The 26,065-nt window shown below is 68.4% G+C and carries 21 protein-coding genes, 1 tRNA gene and 1 pseudogene; 9 read left to right on the top strand and 14 right to left on the bottom strand.

Going from position 1 to position 26,065, the window contains the following annotated elements; genetic code table 11:
- Positions 1-4 precede the first annotated feature (4 nt).
- From BLQ39_RS06165 to BLQ39_RS06140, 6 genes are read right to left on the bottom strand one after another with little or no spacing between them, the layout of a single operon-like run.
- A complete protein-coding gene (locus tag BLQ39_RS06165) occupies positions 5-1,705 on the bottom strand; it encodes a serine/threonine-protein kinase (RefSeq protein ID WP_092322560.1) in 1,701 nt (566 codons plus the stop codon).
- On the bottom strand, positions 1,702-3,156 hold the full coding sequence (locus BLQ39_RS06160) for a peptidoglycan D,D-transpeptidase FtsI family protein (protein ID WP_092322558.1): 1,455 nt from the start codon (positions 3,154-3,156) through the stop codon (positions 1,702-1,704). The genes BLQ39_RS06165 and BLQ39_RS06160 overlap by 4 nt, the downstream gene beginning before the upstream one ends.
- Complete coding sequence (locus tag BLQ39_RS06155) at positions 3,156-4,568, bottom strand: FtsW/RodA/SpoVE family cell cycle protein (RefSeq protein ID WP_092322557.1); 1,413 nt, start codon at positions 4,566-4,568, stop codon at positions 3,156-3,158. The genes BLQ39_RS06160 and BLQ39_RS06155 overlap by 1 nt, the downstream gene beginning before the upstream one ends.
- The gene (locus BLQ39_RS06150) at positions 4,552-5,781 is read right to left on the bottom strand and encodes a Stp1/IreP family PP2C-type Ser/Thr phosphatase (RefSeq protein WP_092322555.1); all 1,230 of its coding nucleotides are present in this window, start codon (positions 5,779-5,781) and stop codon (positions 4,552-4,554) included. The genes BLQ39_RS06155 and BLQ39_RS06150 overlap by 17 nt, the downstream gene beginning before the upstream one ends.
- A gap of 4 nt (positions 5,782-5,785) precedes the next feature.
- Complete coding sequence (locus tag BLQ39_RS06145; protein WP_092322554.1) at positions 5,786-6,334, bottom strand: FHA domain-containing protein FhaB/FipA; 549 nt, start codon at positions 6,332-6,334, stop codon at positions 5,786-5,788.
- Positions 6,331-7,038, bottom strand: a complete 708-nt coding sequence (locus BLQ39_RS06140) for an FHA domain-containing protein (RefSeq protein ID WP_092322552.1) — start codon at positions 7,036-7,038, stop codon at positions 6,331-6,333. The genes BLQ39_RS06145 and BLQ39_RS06140 overlap by 4 nt, the downstream gene beginning before the upstream one ends.
- A 267-nt stretch (positions 7,039-7,305) precedes the next feature.
- On the opposite strand from BLQ39_RS06140, the gene BLQ39_RS06135 reads away from it, so the two are divergent.
- Positions 7,306-7,389 (top strand) — tRNA-Leu (locus tag BLQ39_RS06135).
- A 116-nt stretch (positions 7,390-7,505) separates the two neighbouring features.
- On the opposite strand, the gene BLQ39_RS06130 is transcribed toward BLQ39_RS06135, so the two are convergent.
- Complete coding sequence (locus BLQ39_RS06130) at positions 7,506-8,063, bottom strand: MarR family winged helix-turn-helix transcriptional regulator (RefSeq protein ID WP_134574932.1); 558 nt, start codon at positions 8,061-8,063, stop codon at positions 7,506-7,508.
- A gap of 90 nt (positions 8,064-8,153) precedes the next feature.
- Positions 8,154-9,578, bottom strand: a complete 1,425-nt coding sequence (locus BLQ39_RS06125; protein ID WP_241982835.1) for an aldehyde dehydrogenase family protein — start codon at positions 9,576-9,578, stop codon at positions 8,154-8,156.
- A 336-nt stretch (positions 9,579-9,914) separates the two neighbouring features.
- On the opposite strand from BLQ39_RS06125, the pseudogene BLQ39_RS06120 reads away from it, so the two are divergent.
- The 3 genes and pseudogenes from BLQ39_RS06120 to idi form a co-directional block, all read left to right on the top strand.
- Positions 9,915-10,191: pseudogene (locus BLQ39_RS06120) on the top strand (formyltransferase family protein); the annotation flags it as partial.
- A 52-nt stretch (positions 10,192-10,243) separates the two neighbouring features.
- Positions 10,244-11,347 (top strand): 5-methyltetrahydropteroyltriglutamate--homocysteine S-methyltransferase, encoded by a 1,104-nt coding sequence (locus BLQ39_RS06115; RefSeq protein ID WP_092322548.1) that lies wholly within the window; start codon positions 10,244-10,246, stop codon positions 11,345-11,347.
- A 337-nt stretch (positions 11,348-11,684) separates the two neighbouring features.
- Positions 11,685-12,251, top strand: a complete 567-nt coding sequence (idi, locus tag BLQ39_RS06110; RefSeq protein WP_241982836.1) for an isopentenyl-diphosphate Delta-isomerase — start codon at positions 11,685-11,687, stop codon at positions 12,249-12,251.
- A 10-nt stretch (positions 12,252-12,261) separates the two neighbouring features.
- Here the strand turns inward: idi and BLQ39_RS06105 are convergent, their stop codons facing one another.
- Genes BLQ39_RS06105 through mvaD form a run of 3 tightly spaced genes read right to left on the bottom strand, consistent with a single transcriptional unit; the run spans position 12,262 to position 16,555 of the window.
- A complete protein-coding gene (locus tag BLQ39_RS06105) occupies positions 12,262-14,544 on the bottom strand; it encodes a hydroxymethylglutaryl-CoA reductase, degradative (protein WP_092322547.1) in 2,283 nt (760 codons plus the stop codon).
- Positions 14,541-15,560, bottom strand: a complete 1,020-nt coding sequence (locus tag BLQ39_RS06100; protein ID WP_092322545.1) for a mevalonate kinase family protein — start codon at positions 15,558-15,560, stop codon at positions 14,541-14,543. Before BLQ39_RS06100 ends, BLQ39_RS06105 begins: the two co-directional genes overlap by 4 nt.
- 2 nt (positions 15,561-15,562) lie before the next feature.
- Entirely contained in the window at positions 15,563-16,555 is a 993-nt protein-coding gene (mvaD, locus tag BLQ39_RS06095) for a diphosphomevalonate decarboxylase (RefSeq protein ID WP_092322544.1), read from the bottom strand.
- 170 nt (positions 16,556-16,725) lie between these two features.
- On the opposite strand from mvaD, the gene BLQ39_RS06090 reads away from it, so the two are divergent.
- The 4 genes from BLQ39_RS06090 to BLQ39_RS06075 all read left to right on the top strand — a co-directional run bounded on the left by BLQ39_RS06090 (position 16,726) and on the right by BLQ39_RS06075 (position 19,951).
- Positions 16,726-18,219 carry a hypothetical protein gene (locus BLQ39_RS06090; protein ID WP_198417100.1) on the top strand — a complete coding sequence of 498 codons (1,494 nt, stop codon included), beginning with the start codon at positions 16,726-16,728 and terminating at the stop codon, positions 18,217-18,219.
- 9 nt (positions 18,220-18,228) lie between these two features.
- On the top strand, positions 18,229-18,603 hold the full coding sequence (locus BLQ39_RS06085) for a hypothetical protein (RefSeq protein WP_092322541.1): 375 nt from the start codon (positions 18,229-18,231) through the stop codon (positions 18,601-18,603).
- Positions 18,596-18,922, top strand: coding sequence for a DUF7882 family protein (locus tag BLQ39_RS06080; RefSeq protein WP_092322540.1), 327 nt, complete (start codon positions 18,596-18,598; stop codon positions 18,920-18,922). Before BLQ39_RS06085 ends, BLQ39_RS06080 begins: the two co-directional genes overlap by 8 nt.
- Positions 18,923-19,234: 312 nt before the next feature.
- Positions 19,235-19,951, top strand: a complete 717-nt coding sequence (locus BLQ39_RS06075) for a M23 family metallopeptidase (protein WP_167738551.1) — start codon at positions 19,235-19,237, stop codon at positions 19,949-19,951.
- A gap of 4 nt (positions 19,952-19,955) precedes the next feature.
- Here BLQ39_RS06075 and BLQ39_RS06070 read toward each other — a convergent pair whose 3' ends face one another.
- From BLQ39_RS06070 to BLQ39_RS06060, 3 genes are all read right to left on the bottom strand, one after another.
- On the bottom strand, positions 19,956-22,526 hold the full coding sequence (locus BLQ39_RS06070) for an excinuclease ABC subunit UvrA (protein WP_092322537.1): 2,571 nt from the start codon (positions 22,524-22,526) through the stop codon (positions 19,956-19,958).
- Positions 22,527-22,577: 51 nt separating this feature from the next.
- Positions 22,578-23,861, bottom strand: a complete 1,284-nt coding sequence (locus BLQ39_RS06065; protein ID WP_092322536.1) for an ATP-binding protein — start codon at positions 23,859-23,861, stop codon at positions 22,578-22,580.
- Positions 23,862-23,925: 64 nt separating this feature from the next.
- Positions 23,926-25,449 carry a SulP family inorganic anion transporter gene (locus tag BLQ39_RS06060; protein ID WP_092322534.1) on the bottom strand — a complete coding sequence of 508 codons (1,524 nt, stop codon included), beginning with the start codon at positions 25,447-25,449 and terminating at the stop codon, positions 23,926-23,928.
- A gap of 113 nt (positions 25,450-25,562) precedes the next feature.
- Between BLQ39_RS06060 and BLQ39_RS06055 the strand changes: the two genes are divergently transcribed.
- Complete coding sequence (locus tag BLQ39_RS06055) at positions 25,563-25,976, top strand: MerR family transcriptional regulator (protein ID WP_241982837.1); 414 nt, start codon at positions 25,563-25,565, stop codon at positions 25,974-25,976.
- Positions 25,977-26,065: the final 89 nt, after the last annotated feature.

The following is a 26,065-nucleotide window of genomic DNA, read 5'->3' as shown; positions in this document are numbered from 1 at the left end:
TGGACTACGGCGCAGCCGTGACGACCACCGGGGTGGATGCCGGCGAGTATTCGGACGGGAAGCCTCCGCACAGGTAGCGGAACTTCACGGTGAACGTGCCCGCATCCGGACCCGTGGTCACCGACGTCGTGGTCGCTGCGGGGCTGGCAACGGGGGGCGAGGTCGCGCCGGTACCTTCGACGAGCACCTCGTAGCCGGTCAGTTGCAGGCCGCTGGGGCAGGACTGGGCGGTCCACGTGACGACCACGTCGGTGCCGGCCACGGCCGTGGCCGGGGCAACGGTCGGCGCAGTGGTCGGCGCATCGGGTGTGGGTGCGGCAACGAAGTACTTGACCGTGATCTTCGTGCCCTTCTGGACGGTTCCGGTCGGGTTGACGTCGTAGACCCGGTCGACCTTGTCCGGCGCATCGGCGATGTTCCCGGGAACCATGTCGGCGACGAGTTCCAGGCCGACGAGCTTGTCGCGTGCCTCGGCGCTGGTCAGGCCCACAAAGTCCTTGGACAGCACGCTGACCGCGGTGCTCGTCGGGGTTGGAGTGACGGTCGGCGTGGCAGTGGGCGTCACCTTCGGGGTGCTCGACGCCGCCGTGGACGTCGGGGGCACGACCGGGGTCTCGTTCCCCTGGGTGAAGAGGGCGATCAGCGTTCCGGTGAGCACGATCGCGAGCAGGGCGATCAGGGCGATCAGCGGCCAGGTCCAGGGGCTGCGCTTGTTCTTCTTCGTCGCGGCCTCGGCGGCGGCCGCCTCGGCGCGCGTCCCGGGCGCCGAGGCAGTCGGGAGCACGGTCGTGGCCTGGTCATACCCGGCGCCGGGCATCAGCATTGTTGCGGAGGTCGGGGTGATCCCGGCCATGACCGCGGGCACGGATGCCGCTGCGGCCGCGACATCCCCTCGGCGCAGCGCCGTCGCGGCGCGGGCCAGGTGCGCGGCGGAGGCCGGGCGGTCGGCGGGGTTCTTGGCCAGGCAGGAAATGACGAGGTTGCGCACCGGCTCGGAGACCGTGGTCGGCAGGTCGGGCGCGGTTTCGTTGATCTGCGCCATGGCGATGGCCACCTGGGACTCGCCCGTGAACGGGCGTCGGCCGGCCAGGCTTTCATACGCCACGATGCCGAGCGAGTAGATGTCCGTGGTGGGCGAGGCGGACTTGCCGCTGGCCTGCTCCGGCGAGAGGTACTGCACGGTGCCCATGACCTGGCCGGTCGCGGTGAGCGGAACCTGGTCGGCGATGCGGGCGATTCCGAAGTCGGTGATCTTGACGCGGCCGTCGGGGGTGATCAGCAGGTTGCCCGGCTTGATGTCGCGGTGGACCAGCCCGGCTGCGTGCGCGGCGTGCAGCGCTGCTGCCGTCTGCGCGACGATGTCGAGCACCTTGTCGGTCGACAGCACATGCTCGCGCTCGAGGATGGTGGAGAGTGCCTCACCGGGCACGAGCTCCATGACCAGGAAGGCGCTGCCTTCTTCTTCTCCGTAGTCGAAGACGTTGGCGATGCCCTCGTGGTTCACCAGGGCGGCGTGGCGGGCCTCAGCGCGGAAACGCTCGAGGAATCCCGGGTCGCCGAGGTATTCGTCCTTGAGGATCTTGATGGCGACCGTGCGGCCGATGACGAGGTCGGTGGATTGCCACACCTCGCCCATGCCGCCAATGGCGATCCTGGACTGCAGCTCGTATCGTCCCCCGAAGGTGAGCCCTGCTGTGGGTCTCATTTATCCAACACCGCCTCTAGTACCTCTTGTGCAACCGGTGCGGCAAGAAGATTGCCGTACCCCTCCTGGCCGAGCCCCCCGCCGTCCTCAATCAGGACAGTGATGGCAAACTGCGGGTCCTGCGCGGGTGCAAATCCAGTGAACCACAGGGTGTACGGCAGATCCTTTCCGTTCTGTGCGGTTCCCGTCTTTCCGGCCACGTCAACCCCGTCTATTCTTGCATTGCTCGCGGCGCCGTCCTTGACTCCGTTGACCATCATTTGGGTCATGGTCGCGGCCGTTTCGGGGCTGATCACCGTGGCCATCTCCTTCGCCTGGAAACTCTCCAGCGGGCTGAGGTTCGGGGCGAGGATCTCGTCGACGAGATTGGGTTCCATGGCGATGCCGCCGTTGGCGATGGTGGCGGACACGATGGCCATCTGCATCGGCGTCGCGCGCACGTCGTACTGGCCGAAGGCGGAGAGGGCGGTCTGCGCCTTGTCGAGGTCTCTCGGGTAGACGCTCTCCGCGACGGACAGCGGGACACCATACGTGGAGTTGAAGCCGAACTTCTCGGCCTGCTCGCGAATCGCCGCGTCCCCCAGCTGCAGTCCCAGCTCGGCGAACGGGATGTTGCAGGAGAGCCGCAGCGCCGTGGCCAGGGTGACGGTGGCGCCGCCGCCGCAGGTGCCCCGGCTCGAGTTCGTGACCACGGCCGTGGAGCCGGGCAGGGTGAGCGTGGCGGGGTTGGGGAACGTGCTTTCGGGGGTGAACTCGCCGGACTCGAGCGCCGCGGCCGTCACGACCAGCTTGAACACGGAACCCGGAGGGTTGAGGTCGCCGCGGATCGCCCGGTTGATCAGGGGGTCGTCGGGGTTGTCGAGCAGTGCCTGGTAGGCGTCGGTGACCTTCTTGTTGTCGTGCACGGTGAGCGTGTTGGGGTCGTAGCCGGGCTTCGAGACCATGGCGAGGATGCGACCGGTCTTCGGTTCGGTCACGATCACGGCGCCCTTGAGATCGCCGAGTGCGTCCCAGGCGGCCTGCTGCGTCACCGGGTCGATCGTGGTGCCCACGGCCGCCCCGCGGGGCTTCTGCCCGGTGATGATCGAGCTGAGCTTGTCGAAGAACTGCGAGTTCGACGTTCCGGTGAGTTCCGCGTTGAGGGCGTGCTCCAGGCCCGTGGGGGCGCCGTTGATCGGGATGAACCCGGTCACCGGCGCGTACAGCGGACCGTTGCTGTACGTGCGCAGGAACTTGTAGTCGTCGTCGGCCGGCACCGACTCGGCGATCGGCTTGCCGTCGGCGAGGATGGCGCCGCGTTCGACCTGGAAGCTGTCATAGAGGGTGCGGGTGTTGCGGGCATCCGCGGCCAGGTTGTCCGCCTGGAACGCCTGCACCACCGTGGTCGACGTGAGGAGTGCGACGAACATGAGCAGCACGACCATGCTCACGCGCTTGAGTTCTCGATTCATCAGACCACCAGCCTGGGTTGGTTGCGCACCGTGTCGGACAGGCGGAGCAGGAGCGCCGCGATGATCCAGTTGGCGACGAGGGAGGATCCGCCGGCGGCCAGGAACGGGGTCGTCAGGCCGGTGAGCGGGATGATGCGGGTGACGCCGCCGATGACGATGAAGCACTGCAGGGCGACGACGAAGGCGAGGCCGACGCCGAGCAGCTTGCCGAAGTCGTCCTGGCCGGCGAAGCCGATACGGAATCCGCGGGCGACGAAAAGCAGGTACAGGGCGAGGATCGCGAAGATGCCGGCCAGTCCGAGCTCTTCGCCGAGGCTGGCGATGATGTAGTCGCTCTGGGGCACCGGGGTGATGTCGGGGCGACCCTGGCCGAGACCGGTGCCGATGAGGCCGCCCTTGGCGAGGCCGAACAGACCCTGCACGAGCTGGTAGCTGCCGCCGGGCGCATTGTAGACATCCGGGTTCATCGCATCGAGCCAGTTGGTGAAGCGGCCGTTGACGTAGCTGAGGGTCTGGCTTGCGATGACCGCACCGCCGATGAACAGGCCCATGCCGAGGACCACCCAGCTGAGGCGTGCGGTGGCGAGGTAGAGCATGACCAGGAAGAGGCCGAAGTAGAGCAGCGCAGTACCGAGGTCGTGCTGGAAGATGATGACCGACATCGACAGTGCCCAGAGCACGAGGATCGGGCCGAGGTCCCGCAGCCGGGGGAAGTGCATGCCGAGGAATCGCTTACCGACCATGGAGAGGCTGTCGCGGTTTCGTACGAGGTAGCCGGCGAAGAAGATGGCGAGGGCGATTTTGGCTATTTCGCCCGGCTGGAAGGTGGCGAAGGAGCCGATGCCGATCCAGACGCGGGCGCCGCTGACCTCCCGGCCGAGGCCGGGCACGAGCGGCAGCAGCAGCAGGATCACGGCGGCGAACCCGGCGATGTAGGTGTATTTGAAGAGCACCCGGTGGTTGCGGATCACCAGGAGGACCACGATCGCCATGGCGATGGCCAGCGCACTCCAGATGGTCTGCCGCACCGAGGCACTGCCGATGCCGCCTTCGTTGTTGGCCACGTCGATGCGGTAGATCATGGCGATGCCGATGCCATTGAGCAGGGTGACGATCGGGAGGATGAACGGGTCGGCCTCGCTCGCGACGATGCGCAGCACGATGTGCAGGGCGAAGACCAGGACGGACAGGCCGGCGCCGAACAGCACGAGCGTGGTGTCGATGCGGCCGAGCGCGCCGAGCTGCACGAGCACCACGGCGGCGGCGTTGATCGCGCAGGCGATGGCGAGCAGGAAGAGCTCGAGGTTGCGCAGCTTCTGCGGAAGGTGCAGGCGCTTGAAGACGCCCGTCCGCGGTTGCGCCCGGCGCGCAGACGTGTCCGCCGCGCCCGCCGGATTACTTGTTGCTGGCATTTTGGAGCCGTTCGACGATGAGTTTCGCGTCTTCCAGGGAGGACGCGCTGATGGTTTCCTCGACCTGATCCCGGTCATAGACCCGGAGTTCGGAGATTTCGAGGTTGGTGTCTTCGTAGACGCTCGAGAGCTGGATCGGTCCGAGGTCCTGGTTGACGCCGCGATAGATCGCCACGGTGCTGCCCTCGACGCCGACGAAATACCGGGTTTGGGTCCACTGGTAGCCGAGAAGGGCCGCTCCGGCGATCGCGAGAACGAGCAGGATGATCGCGGTCAGCCAGGTGAGCTTGCGCCGGCGGGCGCGCCGTTCGTCTTCTTCGATCAGTTCGGACAGGTAATCCTGCGAGTCCGGTTCGAAGTGGGTCTCGCGCACGGGGTGCAGCCGCAGGGCCGGCAGCCGCAGCGCCCGGTTCCTGGCCGGTTCCTCACCGAAGGCGAGCTGCCCGGCCGCCGAGCCCACCAGCAGCGGGGCGCCGTCGCGCTCGTCCTCTGGCCCGATGTCGACAATGACGATCGTGACGTTGTCGGGGGCGCCGCCCTCGAGGGTTTCCTTCACCAGGCGGTCGGCGACGGTCTGGGCATCCGCGCCGGTGGACAGGGCGGCGGTGATCGACGCGTGGGACACGACACCGGTCAGCCCGTCGGAGCAGAGCAACCAGCGGTCGCCGGTTCGCGTGGCGAGGATGGAGGTGTCGACCTCCGGCGCGGACTCGACGTCGCCGAGCACCCGCATCAGCACCGAGCGGCGCGGATGCACCATGGCCTCCTGCTCGGTGATGCGGCCGCTGTCGACCAGGCGCTGCACGAACGTGTGGTCGATGGTGATCTGCGACAGTTCGCCGTCACGCAGCAGGTAGATGCGGGAATCGCCGATGTGCGCGATCGCGACCTGGTCGTCGAGCACGACCAGGGCGCTGACGGTCGTGCCCATCCCGGTGAGTTCGGCGTGCTCGAACACCGATTCAGCGATCTGTGAATTAGCCGCGATCAGCGCCGCCTGCAGTGCGAATTCCGCCTCCGCCGCGGATTGGTAGGGCTGGTCGGCTTCCATGACGCGTTTCGTCGCGATCGCGGAGGCGACGTCGCCGCCGGCGTGACCGCCCATGCCGTCGGCGACGATGAAGAGCGCGCTGCCTGCGTAGCCGGAGTCCTGGTTGTTGGACCGGATCTTGCCAACATGGGACGCGGCTGCGCTGTGGCTAACTGTCGCCATGCACTTACCGCCGAAGCTCGAAGCTGGTGGCACCAATCTTGACTGCGGTGTTCAGGGGAACGGGGGTGGGCACCGCGATCCGGCTCCCAGCCAGGAAGGTGCCATTGGTCGAGTCGAGGTCCTGGATCATCCAGTCGTCATGCCACAGCATCAGCCTGGCGTGGTGGGTGGAGGTGTAGTCGTCCCGGATGACGAGGCTGGAGTCGCTGGAGCGCCCGATCGTGATCGGCTCGGCGCCGAGCGGGAACTCGGTGCCCGCCTTCGGTCCGGAGGTGATGACCAGGCGGGAGGCGCTCTGCGCGGTCGCCTTCTCGGTTCCGCCGCTGCCGGGCGACACAACGGGCCGGGAGACGGCCTCGGTGGGCGCGCTCGCGGATGCGGCGAAGACCGGGGACGGCGCGGGGGTCGCTGCCGCGGCATCCGACGCCATCTTGCGCACCCGCTGGCCGAACAGGTCGCTGCGGAGCGCGTAGACGATGCCGAAGATGAAGAGCCAGAGCAGCAGCAGGAAGCCCAGGCGCAGCACGAGCAGGGTGAGTTCGCTGACGCTCATTTGCCGGGCCCCCAGAAGCCGGCGGCCTGGTCGGCCGCCCCGGCCTGCGCGACGACGCGGAAGACAATGCGGGTGCGCCCAATGGTGACGACCGAGTCGGGTTCGAGGGCGGCCGTTGTGACCCGCTCGCCGTTGAGCTGCGAACCGTTGGTGGAATCGAGGTCGTGCACCTTGGCCCGTGAACCGTCCCACAGGATTTCGACGTGGCGGCGCGAGGTGCCGCTGTCGTCGACGGTGATGTCGGCGTCGCTGCCGCGGCCGATGACGGTGCGGGGCTTGACGATCGGGTGGCGCTTGCCGTTGATCTCGAGCACCGGCGTCCAGGCCACCTTGCCCGTGAGGTTGGTGGAGTCGATCTGCACCATGCCTTCGCTCAGGCTGGGGTCTTCGGCGAGGGTGATCTCCACCGCGCCGGCGAACTGGTAGCGCTGCTCGCGGGCGTGCTGCTCCACCAACTGGGTGAGTTCGTCGATCAGCGTTCGGCCGAGCCCGGTCATCCGCGAGAAGTCGGCCCGCGCCAGGCGCACCGTGAAGCGGTTGGGCGCGAGGATGCGGTCGCGCGAAACGACGGCCGCCTGGGTGTCGAGCTCGCGCCGAAGCGCCGAGGTGATCTCCACCGGCTGCACGCCCGACTTGAAGGTCTTCGCGAAAGCGCCGTTGACGGCACGTTCCAAGCCCTTTTCAAAATTGTCCAGTATGCCCACAGGTCTCCCGATCCGATCCGTTTGGCTATGAGCATGTTACTTGGCTCACTTGTTAACTCGCCGAAACGGCGGTTGAGCGCACGAAAGGTCATCATATGGGCGCGGTCGATGCCGCGCCTAACTCCCGGGCGCCCCGGGCGCCCCGCGCCGCGCCGCCGGGAAGGACACGAATCACCGCGCAACGCGCCCCGCTTATCGACCCTGGGCGCGCCCGACGGGGGCTCGAATGGCGAAGGGGCAGCTGAAAGTGCTAGCATTTCCAAGTTCGCGCGAGTGGCGGAATTGGCAGACGCGCTGGCTTCAGGTGCCAGTGTTCGAAAGGACGTGGGGGTTCAAGTCCCCCCTCGCGCACACAGGGTTTGGTGCAGAACAAGAGGTTTTTGTTTGCAAAACCCAGGCGGACAAGAAAGGCCCCCGAGAAATCGGGGGCCTTTCGTCGTTTGCCGGGTGTCCCGCTTACCTATCTGTTAGGCGGGTGCGTCGGCGACGCTCGACAATTCGGGCGTCTTGCGCAGGAGCCGAGCCAGTAGGGCCTTCAGCTCGGTGACCTCATCGGTGGTGAGGTCGCTGAGAATGATTTCCTCCCCCTTGAGCGAGATGGGCTTCATCAGGTCGTGCATCTCCGCGCCCGCGCGCGTCAGGTACAGCGGCCGTGAACCGCGGGGGCCTGCCGCGGGGACAATCAACTCCCGTTTGATCAGCGTGTTTGTGGCCTTGGACACAACGGCCTTGTTCATTCCAACGAAGTCCGCGATCTCCGTCGATGCGGCCCCGGGCCGGATCGCGAGGGCGGAGATCACGCGCCAGTCATTCGTTCCGAGGTTGAACTCGCGCCGCAGCAGCAATGATTCACGCCAGACCAGGGCGTTCGAGACAAGAGCGAGCAGACGCGGAGTGAAGCTCTCGCTATCGATGACATCGCTCAACGGCTCCAGGATGGTCACGTCCTCCGTCGGCGCGGGCGATACCCCGGCGACCGGGCTGGGCCCTGTGCGCGTGGTTTTGTGGTTGGGGACGTTCTTCATGTCGATGGGCCGATCACGAGGGGTCCGGACAGTGGGCCGTGGCCGACAGGCTCGATTGAATCAGCCGAGCGCGCCGGCCACAGCCCTCCATCAGTGCGCCTGCGCGGCGAGTGCTGCTGCGTCTATCGTGGCGATGGCACGGGTGTCCTGGAAGGCTCGAATGCCCTCGATTCCTTGTTCCCGTCCGAAACCGGACTGCTTCATACCGCCGAACGGAGCGCGGAGGTCGAGGCGGGTGGCGCCGTGGTCGTTGACCCAGACGTATCCGCAGGCCAGTTGCGAGCCGACGCGGCTTGCCGATTCGGGACTCGCCGTCCAGACGGAACCGCCGAGCCCGGCCCACGTGTCGTTCGCGGAGGCGACAGCGTCGGCTTCCGTCGTGAACGGGATGATCGGGATGACGGGGCCGAACTGTTCCAGAGTCACGACACGCAGCATCGGATCGGGGTTGATCACCAGGGCGGGGCGGACGAAGTTGCCGCCGGCGAGGTCACCGGTGGGAAGCTGCCCGAACTCGCGCACCTCGGCACCCGAGTCCTTGGCGTCCTGGATGATTTCGTCGACGAAGGCCTTCTGTACGGGAGAGTGCAGCGGACCCATGGTCGTGTCGGCATCCAGGCCATAGCCGAGCTGCACCTTCTCCAGGCGGGCCGTCAGACCCTGGACGAGTTCGTCGAGGCGGGAGGAGTGCACGTAGACGCGCTTTGCGTTCATGCAGATCTGCCCGGTCGTATCGAAGATCGCCGCGTACAGGCGGTCGAGGTGGGTGTCATCCAGGATGGCATCTTCGAGGAAGATCGCGGCGTCATTCCCGCCCAGCTCGAGCGTCAAACGGGTGAGCGACTTGGAAGCCATCTCCATGATTCGCTTCCCGCCATTGACGCTGCCGGTGAAGCACACCTTCGCGATGTCGGGGCTGTCGATCAACCCGGCCATGTTCTGGTCCAATCCGGTGACTATGTTCAGCACACCGGCGGGGAGCTTCTCCGCAATCCGCTGCACCACGCGCGTCGTCGCCAGGGGTGCCGAGGGCGGCGGCTTCACGATCGCCGTGTTTCCCGCCAGCAACGCGTGTGGCAGCGCCGCGCCGAGGATGGCGATCGGCCAGTTGAAGGGCACGATCACGCTGACCACACCGAGTGCCTGGTACGTCACCTCGGTGGACACCGGGATTCCCGGAACCACGGGGAGGGTCTTCCCGGTGTCGACTTCCCCGGCGAGCATCAATGCCAGGTTCCACCGGATCTCAAACACCAGCGAATCGATCCAGCCTTCAAAACGGACTTTCCCGTTTTCCCGCGACAGCACCGCGGCATCTGCATCACGCTCATCGGCGATCCCGGCAATCGCCTCGGCCATGATGGCGGCGCGCTCCACGGCCGACATCGCCGACCATGCGGGGAATGCGGCTTTTGCCGCCGCCACCGCATCCGCGACATCCGCGGTGGTGGCAGCTGCCGCATACCCAACCACCTGACCGGCTTTGGCCGGATCTGCGACCTCGAGCACATCCACCGTGTCGCGCTGGACGCCCCCGATGAACAGACCGGTACGAACGGTCCCTATTGTTTCAGCCATAAGTCAAAGCAACTCTCTGTGTCTTGATAATCGCTTGCAGACTTCGTAGTCCGCAGTCGAGAGTCAGCATAGTTCAATCTTGTTTACTTATAAACAAGATCGTCTTAGTGGTTCGATTCGGAAGTTCGAGAATCTGGACCAGGTCGCAAACGAGAGTCGATGAAAACGCCGGAACGGCGGCGAAGCGGCAATCAATGTCATCAATGAGGAGGCATGTGATGGGCCAGACGACCCTTCAAATGGGCGAAAAACCGCACACCGTCGAGGAGCTGGCACCGCTCGTTCCTGCCCGCATTCATCGGAGCCGCCCCGTACCAGAAAGCCAAAGAGCGCGGCGTCAAGCTCATCGGCGCGACCGCGCACTACGTCACCAGAGACCTCGACGAAGGCCCCATCATCGAACAGGACGTCGTGCGCGTCTCCCACGCCGCAACCGCTGCCGATCTCGCACGGTATCGAGCCGACGTCGAACGGCAGGTGCTCGCGCGAGCAGTCGCCTGGCACTGCGACGACCGTGGTGCGCTCGGGCAACACCACCGTGGTGTTCTGACGGCGCCCGCGAATTCGGGCAGGCATTCTCTCCGTGCGGTAGTTTTGATCTCATGACCGTCAACCCGCCATTCCGTGCAGACATCGTCGGCAGTTTCCTCCGGTCTCCGTCGCTCAAGGATGCGCGAACACGACACGAGGCCGGCTCACTGAGCGACGCCGGGCTGCGCGAGGTGGAGGACGCAGAGATCGTGCGGGTCGTGGCGCGGCAGGCCGACGCCGGCCTCAAGCTCGCCACCGACGGGGAGTTCCGCCGGTCGTGGTGGCACTTCGATTTCTTCGACGGCCTGCAGGGTGTCGAGATCGTTGAGCTCGACCACGGCATCCAGTTCCAGGGCGTCCAGACGCGCTCACGCGGCGTGCGGGTCACTGGGCCAATCAGGTTCCCGGCCGACCACCCCATGATCGAGCACTACCGTTTCCTGCAGTCCACGACCGCTGTCCTGCCGAAGATGACCATCCCCGCACCGACAGTCCTGCACTTCCGGCTGGAAAGTGGCGCTGTGAACCCCGCGGCCTACGACGACGCCGAGGACACCTTCGACGATCTGGCCCGCGCCTACCGCGATGCGATCGCCGCGTTCTACGATGCCGGATGCCGCTACCTCCAGTTCGACGACACCGCGTGGGCGTACCTGTGCTCCGATGTCGAGATCGCGAAGGCGGCGGAGCGCGGCATCCGCACAGACGGACTGGCCGAGCGCTACGCCCTTCTGATCAACGCCTCGCTCGCGGGCAAGCCCGACGACATGACGGTGACGACGCATGTCTGCCGCGGCAACTTCCGCTCGACGTGGATCTCGTCGGGCGGGTACGAACCGGTCGCTGAGCAGTTGCTCTCGGTGTGCAACTACGACGGCTATTTTCTCGAGTACGACAGCGAGCGCGCCGGTACCTTCGCCCCGCTGCGCCATCTGCCCGCGGGGGACAAGGTCGTGGTGCTCGGGCTGGTGACGACCAAGAGCGGCGAGCTGGAAGACCGCGAGCTCCTGAAGCGACGCATCGCGGAGGCGGCGACGTTCGTGCCGCTGGAGCAGCTCGCGCTCAGTCCGCAATGCGGCTTCGCCTCAACAGAGGACGGCAACGACCTGAGTGAGGAACAGCAGTGGGCGAAGGTCCGCGAGGTCGTCGAGGTCGCGGCGGACGTGTGGCACTGACATCCGGGCCGGCCGCTTGTCGCTCTGCGAGAGTGATCACATGACTCAGGCCATCAAAGTTGCTGCAATCGGTCTGGGCGAGGCAGGATCGCTCATCGCGGGAGGCCTCCGCGACGCAGGGCTCGATGTGGTCGGCTTTGACCTCGCTCCGACAAGACGGCGCGCAACTGCGAAGCCGGTATCACCCTTGCCGCCACGTTGATCTGAATCAACACAGACTTATTCAACACGGCCTAGCGGGGCCGCAGCGGGAAGCACTTCGGGCGGCTCAGCCGGCGACGGCAGGTGAGGGGCTGGCGTAGATTTGGGATGCGGACTTTGCGGAGGATGGGTGCACGTGGTGGAGGATCGATTGCGAGGCGACCGGGAGCAGCCCGCGGGGGAACCCAGCGAACTGGTGGTGCTGGTCGCCGAGGACGGAACGCCGATCGGCACCGCCGACAAGGCATTCGTGCACGGCCTCGACACCCCGCTCCACCTGGCTTTCTCCTGCCACGTCTTCGACCGGGACGGGCGCATCCTCGTGACGAGGCGGGCCCTGACCAAGAAGGCCTGGCCCGGCGTCTGGACGAACTCATTCTGCGGTCATCCGGGCCCCGGTGAGGCGCTGGCGGATGCCGTGGTGCGGCGGGCCGAACACGAACTCGGCATCGAGATCGACACGCTTTCCCCGGCGCTGCCCGACTTCCGTTATCGCGCGGTGGACGCCTCGGGAATCGTGGAGAACGAGATCTGCCCGGTCTACACGGCGACCACGGCCTCGGACATCGCTCCCCACGCCGACGAGGTGATGGAGTGGCGATGGGCGGAGCGACCGCAGCTGATCACGGCCGTGAACGCCACCCCGTGGGCGTTCAGCCCCTGGCTGACACTCCAGCTTCCGCTGCTCTACCCGAACGGTTAGCCCGCCGGAGCTAGCGGATCTCGGTGAGATACGTCGTGTAGCCGGCCCCGCGCATGGCGGCGATGATCGGTTCCGTGCCGCTGGGTTCCGCAACGGCGATCATGGCGCCTCCGCCGCCCCCGCCGGTCAGTTTCGCCCCGAGCGCGCCCGCCCGCCGGGCGATCGCGACGAGTTCCTCGAGCTCCGGACTGGACACCTGCAGGGCATTGAGCAGGCCCTGGTTGATGTTCATCAGCTCGCCCAGGTCGGCGATGTCCCCGCGTCGGAGCGCGTCGACTCCGGCCAGGACGAGCCCGTCGATCTGGGCGAAGATCTGGTCGTAGCGCCGCGGGTTCCGCTGCCAGGCTCTCCGCACCAGACCCACGGTCTGCGACGTGAGCGCACTCACACCGGAGAGTCCGATGATGATCGGAATCGGCTGCGGTGTGACGATGTCGCTGATCTCGGGGCGGCCGTCATCCGTTTTGCGGAACAGGATCGGCCTGCCGAAGGTGGCGACGGTGTTGTCGATGCCCGACGGCGTGCCGTGCACGATCTGCTCGCATTCGAAGGCGAGGCGCGACACCGCGGCGTCGCTGATCCGGATGTCGAACGACGCGGCGACCGCGCGGATCACGGCCACAGCGAAGGCGGCGGAGGCGCCCAGGCCGCTCGCCCGGGGCAGGTCCGAGAAGACGTCGACGCGCATCCCCGCCGCGGGTACGCCGAGGCGCTCGGTGATCAGCGCCGCGACCCGGTGTGAGATGTTCTCCCGGATCGGTTCGCGAACGGACCCATCGACATCCCAGTCGGAGATGACCGGTTCGCTCGCCGACGATCCCCTGGTGACCTCCGCCCGGACGGACAGCCCGATCGGCGCGGCAATCGCGTGGTGACCGTAGACGACCGAATGCTCGCCCAGCAGGATGATCTTGCCGTACCCGAGGTGGGCGCCCGGGGCGGGCACCGCGGCCACGGGGGGAACAACCGCCCGGGGCGCACCCGCCGCGGGCGCGCCGCCCTCCACGGTCTCGCCCAGGGCCTCCATGATCTGGCGGGCCTTCCAGACCTTGATCTCCCCGTCGGCGATGAGTCTCTCGACGACCTCGTCAAACCGGGCTCCGCTCGCTCCGGCGGCGGCCGCGACGGCACGAGCGTGCAGCCGCATGTGCCCCCGCTGGATGCCGGTGGTGGACAGCGCCTTGAGCGCGGCCAGGTTCTGGGCCAGGCCGACGGCAGCCATCACCTCGGCCAGTTCCCGGGCGGAGGAGACGTCGAGGATCGTGCGGGCCAGCCGCACGGCCGGGTTCGATTCGACCTGCCCGCCGACCGTGCCGACCTTCAACGGGATGGTCAGCTCGCCGACCAGGTTGCCGTCTTCGTCCGTGCGCCAGTCGGTGAGCGGCGCGTAACGTATGCCGCGCGCGGCATACGCGTGGGCGGCGGCCTCGATTGCGCGCCAGTCGTTTCCGGTCGCGATCGCGACGGCGTCGATGCCGTTCATGATGCCCTTGTTGTGCGTGGTCGCCCGGTAGGGATCCATCGCGGCGAATTCGTTCGCCAGCACGATTCCGTCCCGCACCCGTTCGCCCGAGAACTCGCCGGTCTCCAGCAGCCCGGGGGGAATCACGGCGCGGGCACGCACCAGCGCCCGGTCGGTGAGGTTCGAGAGGATGCGAAGGAAGACCCGCCCCTGGCTGATCTCCTCGATCAGCGGCGCGATGCGCTCGCACATCGAGTTGACGAGATTGGCGCCCATCGCGTCCCGGGTGTCCACCATGAGGTGCACGACCAGCAGCTCGCCGTTGTACGCCGTCGTCCCGCGGAGGAATACCTCAACGTCCCGGGCGCCTCCGCCGCGCGCCAGCATGTTCGGATGCCCGCTGTTGGCCAGCCGCAGGATCTCCGGTGTCTGCGCGAGCACGGCCAGCCGCGCGCGTTCGGGCTCGGGGACATCCACCACCTGGACCTGGCCGATGAGCAGGGGCTCATCCGCGACGCTGGAGAAACCGCCGGCCTGCCGAACCAGCTTCGCCGTGGAGCTCACCGCCGCGATGATCGACGGTTCCTCGACCACCATCGGCACGAGGTAGTCGCGTTCGTTGACCTGGAAGTTGAGGCCGAGGCCCATGGGCAGGGAGAACACGCCGATGACGTTCTCGATCAGCCGGTCCGCGGCGCCCACATCGAGGGCGGCGGTTCCGCCCCGCAGTGCCGCGAAGTGGGCGTTATCCAGTACCCCGCGTTCGTGCAGGAGCTTCAGCCGGTCCTCGACCGACAACTGGTAGAACCCGGGGATGCGGGACCGGCTCATGATCTGGAACCTCCGTGGACGCCGGCGGTGAAGAAGCCGAGCGGGACGACCGCGGCCCCGGCGCCGGCGAGGGCTGCGGCCAGCCGTTCGGCGGGCTCCCCGCTGTGGCTGAAGGCGAGGCCGACGTCGCCGCCGCCGGCCCCCGAGGTCTTGAAGACACCGCCTTCTCGCCGCGCCACCGCGTGCAGCTCGTGGTGGCGCTCGCTGACGATGCCCGCCCGGGCATGGGTGTCGAGCACGGTGAGCGCCGAGAAATAGTCGCCGGCCAGGCGCAGGAATGCGTCCGGATCGCCGAGCGACGCCTCGGCGCGCTCGGCCAGGCCGGCCAGGCGGGCGATATCCGCCCGGTACCGGGCGGGATCCTCTGCGGCATAGTCGGCCACGCGGCCCACCAGCCGGGTGGTCAGGGCGCCCTCGCCGGTAACCACGGCCAGGACGCTCAGCTCCTCCGGCCACCGGAGAGGCACGGGAACGGCGCCGCGGGAATACCGGATCAGCCCGCCGTACACGCTCGCCGCGACATCCCCGCCGCTGCCGACGCCGCCTTGCGCGCGCCGATGAGCCTGCTCGGCCAGGCGGAACAGCGCCTCCCGGTCGAGGTCGAGGTCGAGCGCGGTGGCCAGTGCGGCGGTCAGAGCGACGGCAACGGCGGCGCTCGAGCCCAGCCCCAGTTTGTGGCCGCCCCGCGAGAGCGCGCCGCTGTCCATCGTGATCGCGAGCGGCCGGGCCGGGCGAGGAGCGCGGGCCAGGACGGCCTCACGCACCGCGTCGAACACCCGAAGCTTCGAGCGCCCGGCGGCATCGAGGCCCGCCGGCAGGCCGCCGTCGCCGCCGAGGGCGAGGTTCACGATGCCCAGGTTCGGCGCGCTCACCTGCCAGGAGCCGGATTCCGAGTCGCCGATCGTCACCCGGGCGCGGCGGTCCACGGCCGCCAGGAGCGCCGGGGCCCCGTCAAGAACGGCGTACTCGCCGAGCAGGAAGAGCTTGCCGGGCGCGGACGTACTGATGGCCGCCATGCTCACTCCAGCCGGTGCGCGCCCGGGCCGAGTGCGCTCATCCGCACCTCGTGCACCCCGGGGACGAGTGCCAGCGCGCCCCGGACGGCCGCGGAGTCGGCCGGGAGGCAGAGCACCTTCACCTGCGGTCCGGCGTCGATCGTGAAGTAGGCCGGCACGCCGTCGGCGCGCAGCCCGCGCACGACGTGCATGGCGGCGACGGTGGCGGCATTCCAATAGATGAGGGCGGGCCGGGTGGACAGCATCAGCGCGTGCAACTTGAGGCAGTTGTACTCGGACAACTCGCCGAGCCGGGCGAAGTCCCGGGCTGCGATGGCGGCCCGCATCTCGGCGAGATCGTCGGCGGCGGAGTCCTGCCAGGCTTGGTAGAACGGCGACGTGGTCGCGCTTTCACCCATTCCGATTGTGGAATTGATCGACTTCTCGCCGCGCTCGGTGATGGCCACGGCGACCGACAACGGCCAATCGGCCGGCTCGAGCAGTTGTTCCGCGTACGCGTCCGACCCATCGGCGGCGACGCCGGCGTGCATCTCGGCGAATCCCCCGAAGATGGACCGGGCCGCCGACCCGGAGCCGTGGCGCGCCAGGATCGACAGTTCCCGGTCGGCCAGCGTGAGGCCGCTTGCGCCGGCCGCGGCCACAGCAAGGGCGGCGAAGCCGGATGCCGACGAGGCCAGGCCGGCTCCGGTCGGGAAGTTGTTCGTCGACGAGACGACGGCGTACCGGTCGGTGGCGGCCCGCCGGCGCACCAGGTCGAGCACGCGGCTGACCCGCGTGGCGTCGCTGCGGGATCCGTCCAGCCAGAACTCATCGCCGGAGAGATCGGGGCGAAACGTCACCCTCGTATCGGTGTACAGCGCAGCCAGGGTGACCGAGATCGAACCAACGGCAGGAGTGTTCAGCGCGGCGTCTCGCTTGCCCCAGTATTTGACCAGGGCAATGTTGCTGTGCGCGCGGGCCACGGCGGTGGCGCCACCGCCGAGGGGTTGATCCACAGTGATGCTCCGATCGGATTCCCTTGATTTTAGCCGGTGGCTCGCCGCCGCCGGTGTCGCCGTCGAAATGGATTGTGGTCCACACTTCGCAAACCGATCGCTGAATAATGGAGGGGAGCGCTCGCGACCCGACGCGGACGCGAACCACCCGAAACGTGAAGTGGAAACAGTTGACGCCTGGAATTAGTGGAATCTCCCTGTACGTCCCGCCGTACCGGGTACGGCTGGACGCCTGGTGCGAGTGGAACGGCCAGCCCTGGGACAAGATCCGGGACGTGGTCGGTCGCAGTTTCCGGATGCGCGGCCCCGGGCAGAGCATCTACACGCTCGCGGCCAACGCGGTCTGGCGGCTGATCCGGGACTACGACATCGACCCGGCCGGCATCGGCCTTCTGGCCCTCGGTACCGAATCCAGCAGCGACAACTCCGCCGGGGCGGTCATCATCAAGGGCATGGTCAACGAGGCCCTCCGGGCCAACGGGATGCCGGAGCTGGCGCGCGACTGCGAAGTGCCCGAATTCAAGCACGCCTGCCTCGGCGGCGTGTACGGGATCAAGGCGGCCGTGCGCTACCTGGCCGCCGACGGCGCGGGTCGCCGGGCGATCGTCGTCTGCGCCGATATCGCCGAATACGCCCGCGGGGGCACCGGCGAGCCCACCCAGGGTGCCGGAGCCGTCGCCCTGCTCCTGGAAGGCGAGGCCCGCCTGCTGGAGGTTGACCTGGCCGGCGCGGGCAGCGATTCCGCCTACCGCGTGGCCGATTTCCGCAAACCGTTCGCGCGTTTTCGCGACCAGCCGCCGCGCGAGGACGGCCGGGTCCAGGACCTTCCGGTGTTCAACGGGCGCTACTCCACCAGCTGCTACATCGACGCCACCCATCACGCCGTGACGGCCATGCTGCGGAAGCGCCCCGGTCGCAGCCTCGACTACTTCCGCGAGGTCGACGCGGTCTTCATGCACCGTCCGTACCACCAGATGCCCGTGACCGGGTGGGTGATGGCCTGGCTGTTCGCGCTCGCGGACGACGAGGAGTCGGGCCAGGGTGAGCTGCGCGCCCACTGCGCCGACGCCGGCATCGATGCGGAGCTCCTGATCGCCGAGCTCCGGGACCCCGCACCGGTCCTCGGCGGCGCGTCGGACCCCGCCGGCTTCCTGGGCGACGCCTTCCCGCTGAGCCGGCGTCTGCGGAAGCACCTGAGGACCACCGCGATCTGGGGAACCCTGGTGGACGACAAGCTCGGCCTCGGCTCCGAAGCCATGCGTGACCTCGGCAACCTGTACACGGCGGCACTCCCGGCGTGGCTCGCCTCCGGTCTGCGGGAGGCGAGGGCCGACGGGCTCGAACTCGCCGGCCAGGAGTGGCTCGCCCTCGGGTATGGCAGCGGCGACGCGGCGGAGGCCCTGCCGATGCGAGTCGTTCCGGGCTGGCAGGCCGCGGCGGCCCGGATCAACTTCGAGAGCGCCCTGGCCGCCCCGGTCGACCTGACCGAGGCGCAATACATCGCCGTGCATGACGGACACCGCTCCGACCTCGTCGCCGTGCTCTCCGGCGACGAGTTCGTGGTCGACCGGCTGGGAACATCGACCGGGCCGGACTTCCACGACGAGGGCATCGAGTACTACCGCTATGTCGAACCCGACCCCCGGGCCGGATCACGGCGCTAGGGTCTAAGCATGAAACGCATAACCTACGCGGGCGGGTCGCTCATCACCGGCAGCGCGGTCGCCGAGGCGCTTCTCACGTTCGCGACCGGCGTCGCCGGCGACGCCGGCAGCGTGGCAGTGGAGATCCCCGTGCTCGAGTCGGACGGCACAACGACCACGCACACTCTTCTTCTCGGCCCCGGCACCCAAATCGACGTGTCGGACGCCGATCCCCTCTCGGCGGAAGACGAGGAGGCCCGGCTCTTCCCGGTGCCCGACCTGCCGCAGATCGGGATCGTGGCCGTGTCGAAGCCGTCGCCCCAGGCCGAGAAGGATGCCGCAGCCTTCAACCGCGAGGTGGCCAACATCGAGAATGGCCTCAACGAGGAGGAATCCCGTGGGTAAGTTCATTTACGGAACGCCGTCGATCACCGTCGACTTCGACGATCGCGTCCTGGCGCACCTCAAGGTCGTGATCGTGGCCAAGTTGCGCCGAGGCGAGAGTTTCACCTTCTCCTGGGACAACTCGGCCGCGTCGGGGAGCGGACACAGTTCCATCTGGCTGCACCCGGCCATCCCGCTGCAGTTCGAGTTCTTCGGCGGCAAGGAGCCCAGCCTGAACCGAGCGTGGCTGGAGGAACTCGTGCGGCTCTCGAATACGCCGGCCGGGCTTCGGATCACTCCCGAACCCATCGAGCCCGAAGGCGCCTCGCGCACGTCCTAGGCGGGTCGCTCGCGGGAAAGTGAGCAGGAATCACCGTTCTCTCAGGGTCGGCGCGTAACCTCGATGAATATGCGCTTGGCGTCATGGAGACCTGCCGGTCGCATTGAAGGACATCTTCCCCGTCAGTTCGCGCAGTCTTCCGGCCCCGGTCCCGGCTGAAACTGCCTTCTGTTCGGCGCGAGGGTCCTCGGCCACCTGACCTGACCTGATCGCGTTCGCGCGCGCCTGTCGCGACATGAGAGATGACGCCCATGCCAACTATTCTGCTGCTGAACCATGCCCCCACGCAGGGCGCCCCGATGCTGGGTGCCCATGAGTAGCGGGATTCCGGCGACACTACGCCAGAGCGCTGCCGGCACCGCCGCCATGGTTCTCACCGCGCTCCTCACCGTGAGCGTGTCCCTGCCGGCACACGCCGTGAATGCCGACTCGGTCGACGTGCTCGGGACTGCGTCCCCCGCGACCCGGGTCGGGGCCCAGACCCTGCCGGTCAGCAACGCGTCGACCGTCACGATCGTGCGCGACGGGTTCACCACCAAGGCCGCGCCGCCGAAGCCGAAGCCCAGGGCCGCGGTCGCCTCGGCTGCCACCAGCGGGGCCGCAGTCCGCTGGCCGTTCCCCGGCAACGTCCCGATCGCGGGAGGTTACGGCCCCCGCGAAGCCCCCTGCTCCGGCTGCTCCACGTTCCACAAGGGACTGGACATGAATCCCGGCGCCGGCACGCCGATCCACGCGGTCGCCGCCGGCACCGTGCGCTTCGCCGTCGCCTATGACAACGGCGGCCTCGGCGTGCACGTCATCCTCGACCACAAGGTGGACGGCCGGCTCGTGAGCAGCCTGTACGGCCACATGCAGGAGGGCAGCCTCGCCGTCAGCCAGGGACAATCCGTCGCTGTCGGGCAGACGCTCGGCCAGGTCGGCACCACCGGCCAGAGCACGGGTCCGCACCTGCACTTCGAGATCCTCCTCGACGGAACGACGCCCACTGACCCGTATTCCTGGCTGGTCCAGCGGGCCGGCCAGCCCTAGCGCCTCAGGCGGTCGATTCGCCCGGGGCCGAGGCGGCCATCCGGGCGGCGAGGTACGGCGCGGTCCTGCTGGTCGGATGCTCCGCGACGGTCGCGGGGACGCCGGCGACGATGATGCGTCCGCCCGCGTCCCCGCCGGCCGGGCCGAGGTCGATGACCCAGTCCGCGGCCGCCACGACGTCCATCTCGTGTTCGACGACGACGACGGTGTTGCCCGCCTCGACCAGCCGGCCCAGCTGGGTCAGCAGCAGCTCGACATCCGCCGGGTGCAGCCCGGTCGTCGGTTCGTCGAGCAAGTAGAGCGTGTGCCCGCGGGACGCCCGCTGCAGTTCGGTGGCGAGCTTGATCCGCTGCGCCTCGCCGCCGGAGAGCTCGGTGGCCGGCTGGCCCAGCCGCAGGTAGCCGAGCCCCACTTCCTCGAGGGTGGCCAGGCTTCGGGCGGCGGGGGCCACGTCGGCCAGGAACGCGGCCGCGGCGGTGACCGTGAGCCCCAGCAGCTCCGCGATGGTCTTGCCCCGGTACGTGACCTCGAGCGTTTCGGCGTTATAGCGCGAGCCGAGGCAGGCCGGGCAGGGCGCGTAGCTGCCCGGCAGGAACAGGAGCTCGACGGCGACGAAACCCTCACCCAGGCAGGTTTCGCAGCGACCGCCGGCGACGTTGAACGAGAACCGGCCGGCGCCGTAGCCGCGGGCGCGGGCGGTCTCGGTGGCCGCGAAGGCCGCGCGAACGGCGTCGAACAGGCCCGTGTAGGTGGCCAGGTTCGAGCGCGGCGTGCGACCGATGGGTTTCTGGTCCACCCGCACCAGCCGGTCGAACGCGCCGTGGCCGGTGACCTCGTCGATCCTCGGCCGGTCACCGCCGCCGGCATCGGCGTCCGCGTCGGAGCCCTGCTCCGCGGCATCCGTGTCGTCGGGCGCGGAGCGCAGTCGGCTGCCGACCGCGTCGGCGAGCACCTGGCTGACCAGCGTGGACTTGCCCGACCCCGAGACGCCGGTCACGGCGGTGAGCACCCCGATCGGGATGTCCGCGTCGAGGCCCTGGAGATTGTGCCGGGTGATCCCGCGCAGGCGCAGCCAATCCTGCGGCTCCCGGAGGGCGCGGGCCGGAGTCGACGGGGAGCCGCCGGGGAACAGGAACCGGCGGGTCACCGACGCGGTCACCTCGGCCAGGCCGGCCGCCGGGCCGCTGTAGAGCACGGCGCCGCCGCCCTCGCCCGCGTGGGGCCCGACGTCGACGACCCAGTCGGCCCGCCGGACGACATCCATATTGTGCTCGACGACGAAGACGGAGTTGCCGGCGCTCCTCAGCTGTTCGAGAACGAGCAACAGGGGCTCGGCGTCGGCGGGGTGCAGGCCGGCCGAGGGCTCATCCAGCACATAGATGACGCCGAAGAGTCCGGAGCGCAGCTGGGTGGCGATGCGCAGGCGCTGCATTTCGCCCGGCGACAGGGTGGGGGTGGCCCGGCCGAGGCTGAGGTAGCCCAGCCCCAGCTCGACCAGCACCTCGACCCGGCGAAGCAGATCCCGGGTGAGCGTCACGGCGACCTCGGTCAGCTCGCCGGATGACGCCGAACTGCTCGCAGCGGAGGCCTCTTTCAGCTCGGCGGTGGGGCGGATGACGTCGGCCAGCGCCGTGAGCGGCAGTGCGTTCACCTCCGCGATGGTGCGCCCGGCGAAGGTGACCGCGAGGGCCTCGGGCTTCAGGCCGCTGCCTCCGCAGAGGGGGCAGGGTCCGGTTTCGACGAAACGGAGCACGCGCTGCCGCATCGTCTGGCTCTTCGAATCGGCCAGCGTGTGCAGGACGTAGCTCTTCGCGCTCCAGAACCTGCCCTGGTACGGCTTGGCCACCCGGTCCCGCTGCGGGGTGATCTGCACGACGGGCTGCTCGTCGGTGAAGAGGATCCAGTCCCGCGCCTGGCGGGGCAGGTCGCGCCAGGCCGTGTCCACGTCGTAGCCGAGGGCGATCAGGATGTCCCGCAGGTTCTTGCCCTGCCAGGCGCCCGGCCAGGCCGCGATGGCTCCGTCGCGAACGCTCAGGCTCGGGTCGGGCACGAGCGAGGACTCGCTGACGGTGTGCATGGTGCCGAGGCCGTGACAATCCGGGCAGGCGCCCATCGCGGTGTTGGGCGAGAAGGAGTCGGATTCCAGCCGCCCGGCGGCATCCGGGGGATATGTGCCGGCGCGGGAATAGAGCATTCGCAGGGAGTTGGAGAGGGTGGTGAGCGTGCCGACGGTGGAGCGCGAACTCGGTGTGCCCCGACGCTGCTGGAGGGCGACCGCGGGCGGAAGGCCGGTGATCTCGTCGACCTGGGGGGTATGGCCCTGCTGGATGAGCCGGCGGGCGTAGGGAGCCACGGACTCGAAGAAACGCCGCTGGGCCTCGGCGAAGATGGTCCCGAACGCCAGGGAGGACTTGCCGGAGCCGGAGACGCCCGTGAAGGCGACGATCGCGTCGCGGGGCACGTCGAGGTCGACGCTCCGCAGGTTGTTCTCACGGGCGCCGCGCACCCGCACGAATCCTCCGCCGCGAATCGGTTCGTCCTGGGCCAGGCCGGCATCGGGCAATGGTGAGCGCATCCGGCCGACTCTAGCCGAGCTGCCTGCGCGCTGCCAGGGCCCTGCGCCGGCTCAGAGCCGGGCGAGCCGCTCGATGTCCTCGAGGAACTCCGCGGCGACCTGCGACGAGACCGTCGTGCGGGTGGCATCGATGGCCGAGAGGTAGTGCCGGGTGCCGGGGCCCTCCGGCGGGGACTCCTCGCCGCCGAAGAGCGCCTGTTCCAGCGCCTCCTGGGAGGCCCTCCGGGCGGCGTATTCGATGTCGGCCGGTGAGAATCCGGCGCTGGCGGCCACGAGCGCGCCCAGGTCGACGGTGTCCGCCACGGTCGGCGGGACGTACCGCTCCCAGATGGCCTGGCGGGCGGCCTCGTCCGGCAGGCCGATCGGGATCACATAGTCGAACCGCCCGTGCCGCAGGAACGCCGAGTCGAGGGCCCGGACGAAGTTTGTGGCGCAGACCAGGAGCCGGCCGGACTGTTCCCGGAAGGCGGGGATGATCTTGAGCAGCTCGTTGGTGACGCCCTGCAGCGCCGAGGGCGGCTCGCCCCCGCGCTGGGCCGCGATCTCTTCGACCTCGTCGATGAAGACGACCACGTGTTCGAGCTCGGAGATCTTCCGGAACGTCTCCCGGAGCGCCCCGGCCAGGCCCAGTGGATCGGCGGCGAGCCGGGACGGGAAGACCTCGACGAACGGCCACTCCAGGCGCGAGGCGATCGCCTTCGCGAACGTCGTCTTGCCGGTGCCGGGAGGGCCGAAGAGCACCACGGCCTTCGGGGGGACGACGCCGTACTGCTCGGCCATGTCCGGCTTGGCCAGCGGCATCACCAGGCGCCGCTCGAGCAGTTCCTTCTCCCTGGCCATCCCGCCGACGGCGGCCCAGAGGTCCCGCGGCAGCACGCGCCCGCCCAGCTCGCTGAGCGACTTCAGCTCCTCCCGCTGCACCGGGATGTGCCGCTCGAAGTAGCGGAGGTTCTTCTTGACCTCGAAGCCGCGATTGAGGAACGCGTCGACCCGGGTCGGCGTTTCCGGCATCAGCGCGGACAACTTCGTCAGGCCGGCCGGGGCCATCCGTCGCTCGAGGGCCGCCAGGAGGGCGGTGCCGATGCCCTGGCTTTGCCAGGACTCGGTGGTGGCCAGGAAGACGATCCAGCCCTGGGCGTGCGCCGCGCGGCCCACGGCCGCACCGATGACCTGGTCGCCGTGCACCGCGACGACGGCGTGGTCCTTCTGGCAGGACGCCAGCACCTCGGAGAGCCCGTAGACCGGCTCCGCCCTGGAGGCCTTGATTTCCTCCCACAGGCCCAGGATGCCGTCGAGGTCGTCCGCGTGGAAGTCCCGGATCCGCCAACTCGTCATGAGTGCTCCCTTGCTAGGGGAACAAATCTAGGGCACCGGGGGCCGAGGCGTCCGGGAGATGTCGCTAGTGGTCGGCGGCGCCCATCTTTCCGGCGAGCCGGGTGTGCATGGCGGTGCTGGATTCGTTGAGGCCCTCGATCACGGCGCGTTTGCCGTGGCGCTCGTACTTGTTCGTGATGGCGTCGAGGGCGGCGACCGTTGATGCGTCCCAGATGTGGGAGTTCGACATGTCGATCACGACGCGCTCCGGGTCGTCCGCGTACTCGAACTGGGTCGTGAGGTCGTTGCTCGAGGCGAAGAAGAGCTCACCGGTGACGGTGTAATACGCCGTCGGGACCGGCTCGTCGGTGGCGACGACACGGTCCACGTTCACGATGTGGGCGACGCGGCGGGCGAAGGCGACCATCGCCACGATCACACCCACGATCACGCCGAGGGCCAGGTTGTGGCTGACGACGACGACCGCGACCGTGGCGACCATGACCGTGGTCTCGCTCCGGGGCATCCGTTTGAGCGTGGCCGGACGGATGCTGTGCCAGTCGAAGGTGAGCATGGCGACGATGATCATCACGGCGACCAGGGCTGCCATCGGCATGATGGCGACCATGTCGCCGAGCACGACGACGAGGATGAGCAGGAAGATGCCGGCGAGGAAGGTGGAGATGCGGGTGCGGGCGCCGGAGGCCTTGACGTTGATCATGGTCTGGCCGATCATCGCGCAGCCGCCCATGCCGCCGAACAGGCCCGACAGCATGTTGGCGACGCCCTGGCCCCAGGTTTCGCGGGTCTTGTTGGAGTGGGTGTCGGTGACCTCGTCGACGAGCTTGGCCGTCATCAGTGATTCGAGGATGCCCACCATCGCCATCGCCAGCGCGAACGGGGCGATGATCGTGAAGGTTTCCCCGCTCAGCGGCACGTTGGGGATGAACAGTTCCGGCAGGCTCCTGGGCAGCTCGCCCTGGTCGCCGACGGTCGGCACGTTGATCGCGAGGGTGACGGTGGCGATCGTGAGCACGACGATCGCGACCAGCGGGGCTGGCACCACCCGGGTCACACGCGGCATGACCACCATGATGATGATGCCGATCGCGACCAGTGGATAGACCATGAACGGCACGTCGAGCAGATGCGGCAACTGCGCGAGGAAGATCAGGATCGCCAGCGAATTGACGAACCCGACCATGACGCTGCGCGGGATGAAGCGCATGAGCTTCGCGACCCCGACGACGCCGAGGACGACCTGGAAGATGCCGGCCAGGATGACGGTGGCGATGAAGTAGTCCATGCCGTAGTCGCGTGCCACTGGGGCGATCACGAGCGCGACGGCCCCGGTTGCCGCGGTGATCATGGCCGGACGGCCGCCGAGGAAGGCGATGGACACCGCCATCACGAAGGAGGAGAACAAGCCCACGCGCGGGTCGACGCCGGCGATGATCGAGAACGAGATCGCCTCGGGGATGAGCGCCATGGCCACGACGAGTCCGGCGAGCACCTCGCGGGTGAGGATGCGCGGGGTGCGGAGCGCCGTCAGGACGGACGGTTCCGCGGCGTAGCGGCTCGGCGCGGCGGACTTCTGGGCGATGGCCATGCGTGGCTCCGGGGAGGGCTCGGGGCTCCGGGCACGGAGCGAGGGTGGAATGCGCTGAACACTACCCTAACGTTAGGGTAGTGTGTTACTCAGCGATGAAGAGGGGGTGCGGAATGACGGGAAACACGGCGCCGGACGCGCCCACGGGCACGGTGGCAATGACGATGCACATCGGCGAACTCGCCGAGAAGACCGGACTGTCGCTGCGCACCATCCGTCACTATGACGAGATCGGTCTCCTCAAGGCTTCCGGTCGCACCCACGGCGGGTTCCGCCTCTACTCCCAGGACGACCTCTCCCGGCTGAACCTCATCCGACGGATGAAGCCGCTCAGCTTCACCCTCGACGAGATGATCGAACTGCTGCGGGTGATCGGCACCCTGCAAAACGGCGCCGCCGGCACTGACAATGCCGATGTCCGCCTGGAACTGGAAGAATTCATCGGGCAGGCCGTCTCGCGGCGGGAGAAGCTCCAGGAGCAGCTCCACATGGCCGACGAGTTCCTCGAACTTTTGCGTCACCAATAGCAATCCACCCCGGCCCGACCGGCGAACGCCGACCGGGCCGCCCCAGACATGCACGACGGATCGCCCGCTCCCGTGGGCACCGACTATCG

The sequence above is a fragment of the Cryobacterium psychrotolerans genome (assembly GCF_900101115.1).
GTDB lineage: Bacteria > Actinomycetota > Actinomycetes > Actinomycetales > Microbacteriaceae > Cryobacterium > Cryobacterium psychrotolerans.
Note: the sequence above shows the minus strand (reverse complement) of the source record. Positions and strands in the feature narration are given on the sequence as shown.

Coding starts and splice junctions, on each gene's coding strand:
- BLQ39_RS06165 (WP_092322560.1), bottom strand. CDS start 1,705: ATGAGACCCACAGCAGGGCTCACCTTCGGGGGACGATACGAGCTGCAG.
- BLQ39_RS06160 (WP_092322558.1), bottom strand. CDS start 3,156: ATGAATCGAGAACTCAAGCGCGTGAGCATGGTCGTGCTGCTCATGTTC.
- BLQ39_RS06155 (WP_092322557.1), bottom strand. CDS start 4,568: ATGCCAGCAACAAGTAATCCGGCGGGCGCGGCGGACACGTCTGCGCGC.
- BLQ39_RS06150 (WP_092322555.1), bottom strand. CDS start 5,781: ATGGCGACAGTTAGCCACAGCGCAGCCGCGTCCCATGTTGGCAAGATC.
- BLQ39_RS06145 (WP_092322554.1), bottom strand. CDS start 6,334: ATGAGCGTCAGCGAACTCACCCTGCTCGTGCTGCGCCTGGGCTTCCTG.
- BLQ39_RS06130 (WP_134574932.1), bottom strand. CDS start 8,063: ATGAAGAACGTCCCCAACCACAAAACCACGCGCACAGGGCCCAGCCCG.
- BLQ39_RS06115 (WP_092322548.1), top strand. CDS start 10,244: ATGACCGTCAACCCGCCATTCCGTGCAGACATCGTCGGCAGTTTCCTC.
- BLQ39_RS06105 (WP_092322547.1), bottom strand. CDS start 14,544: ATGAGCCGGTCCCGCATCCCCGGGTTCTACCAGTTGTCGGTCGAGGAC.
- BLQ39_RS06100 (WP_092322545.1), bottom strand. CDS start 15,560: ATGGCGGCCATCAGTACGTCCGCGCCCGGCAAGCTCTTCCTGCTCGGC.
- BLQ39_RS06085 (WP_092322541.1), top strand. CDS start 18,229: ATGAAACGCATAACCTACGCGGGCGGGTCGCTCATCACCGGCAGCGCG.
- BLQ39_RS06075 (WP_167738551.1), top strand. CDS start 19,235: ATGAGTAGCGGGATTCCGGCGACACTACGCCAGAGCGCTGCCGGCACC.
- BLQ39_RS06070 (WP_092322537.1), bottom strand. CDS start 22,526: ATGCGCTCACCATTGCCCGATGCCGGCCTGGCCCAGGACGAACCGATT.
- BLQ39_RS06065 (WP_092322536.1), bottom strand. CDS start 23,861: ATGACGAGTTGGCGGATCCGGGACTTCCACGCGGACGACCTCGACGGC.
- BLQ39_RS06060 (WP_092322534.1), bottom strand. CDS start 25,449: ATGGCCATCGCCCAGAAGTCCGCCGCGCCGAGCCGCTACGCCGCGGAA.
- BLQ39_RS06055 (WP_241982837.1), top strand. CDS start 25,563: ATGACGGGAAACACGGCGCCGGACGCGCCCACGGGCACGGTGGCAATG.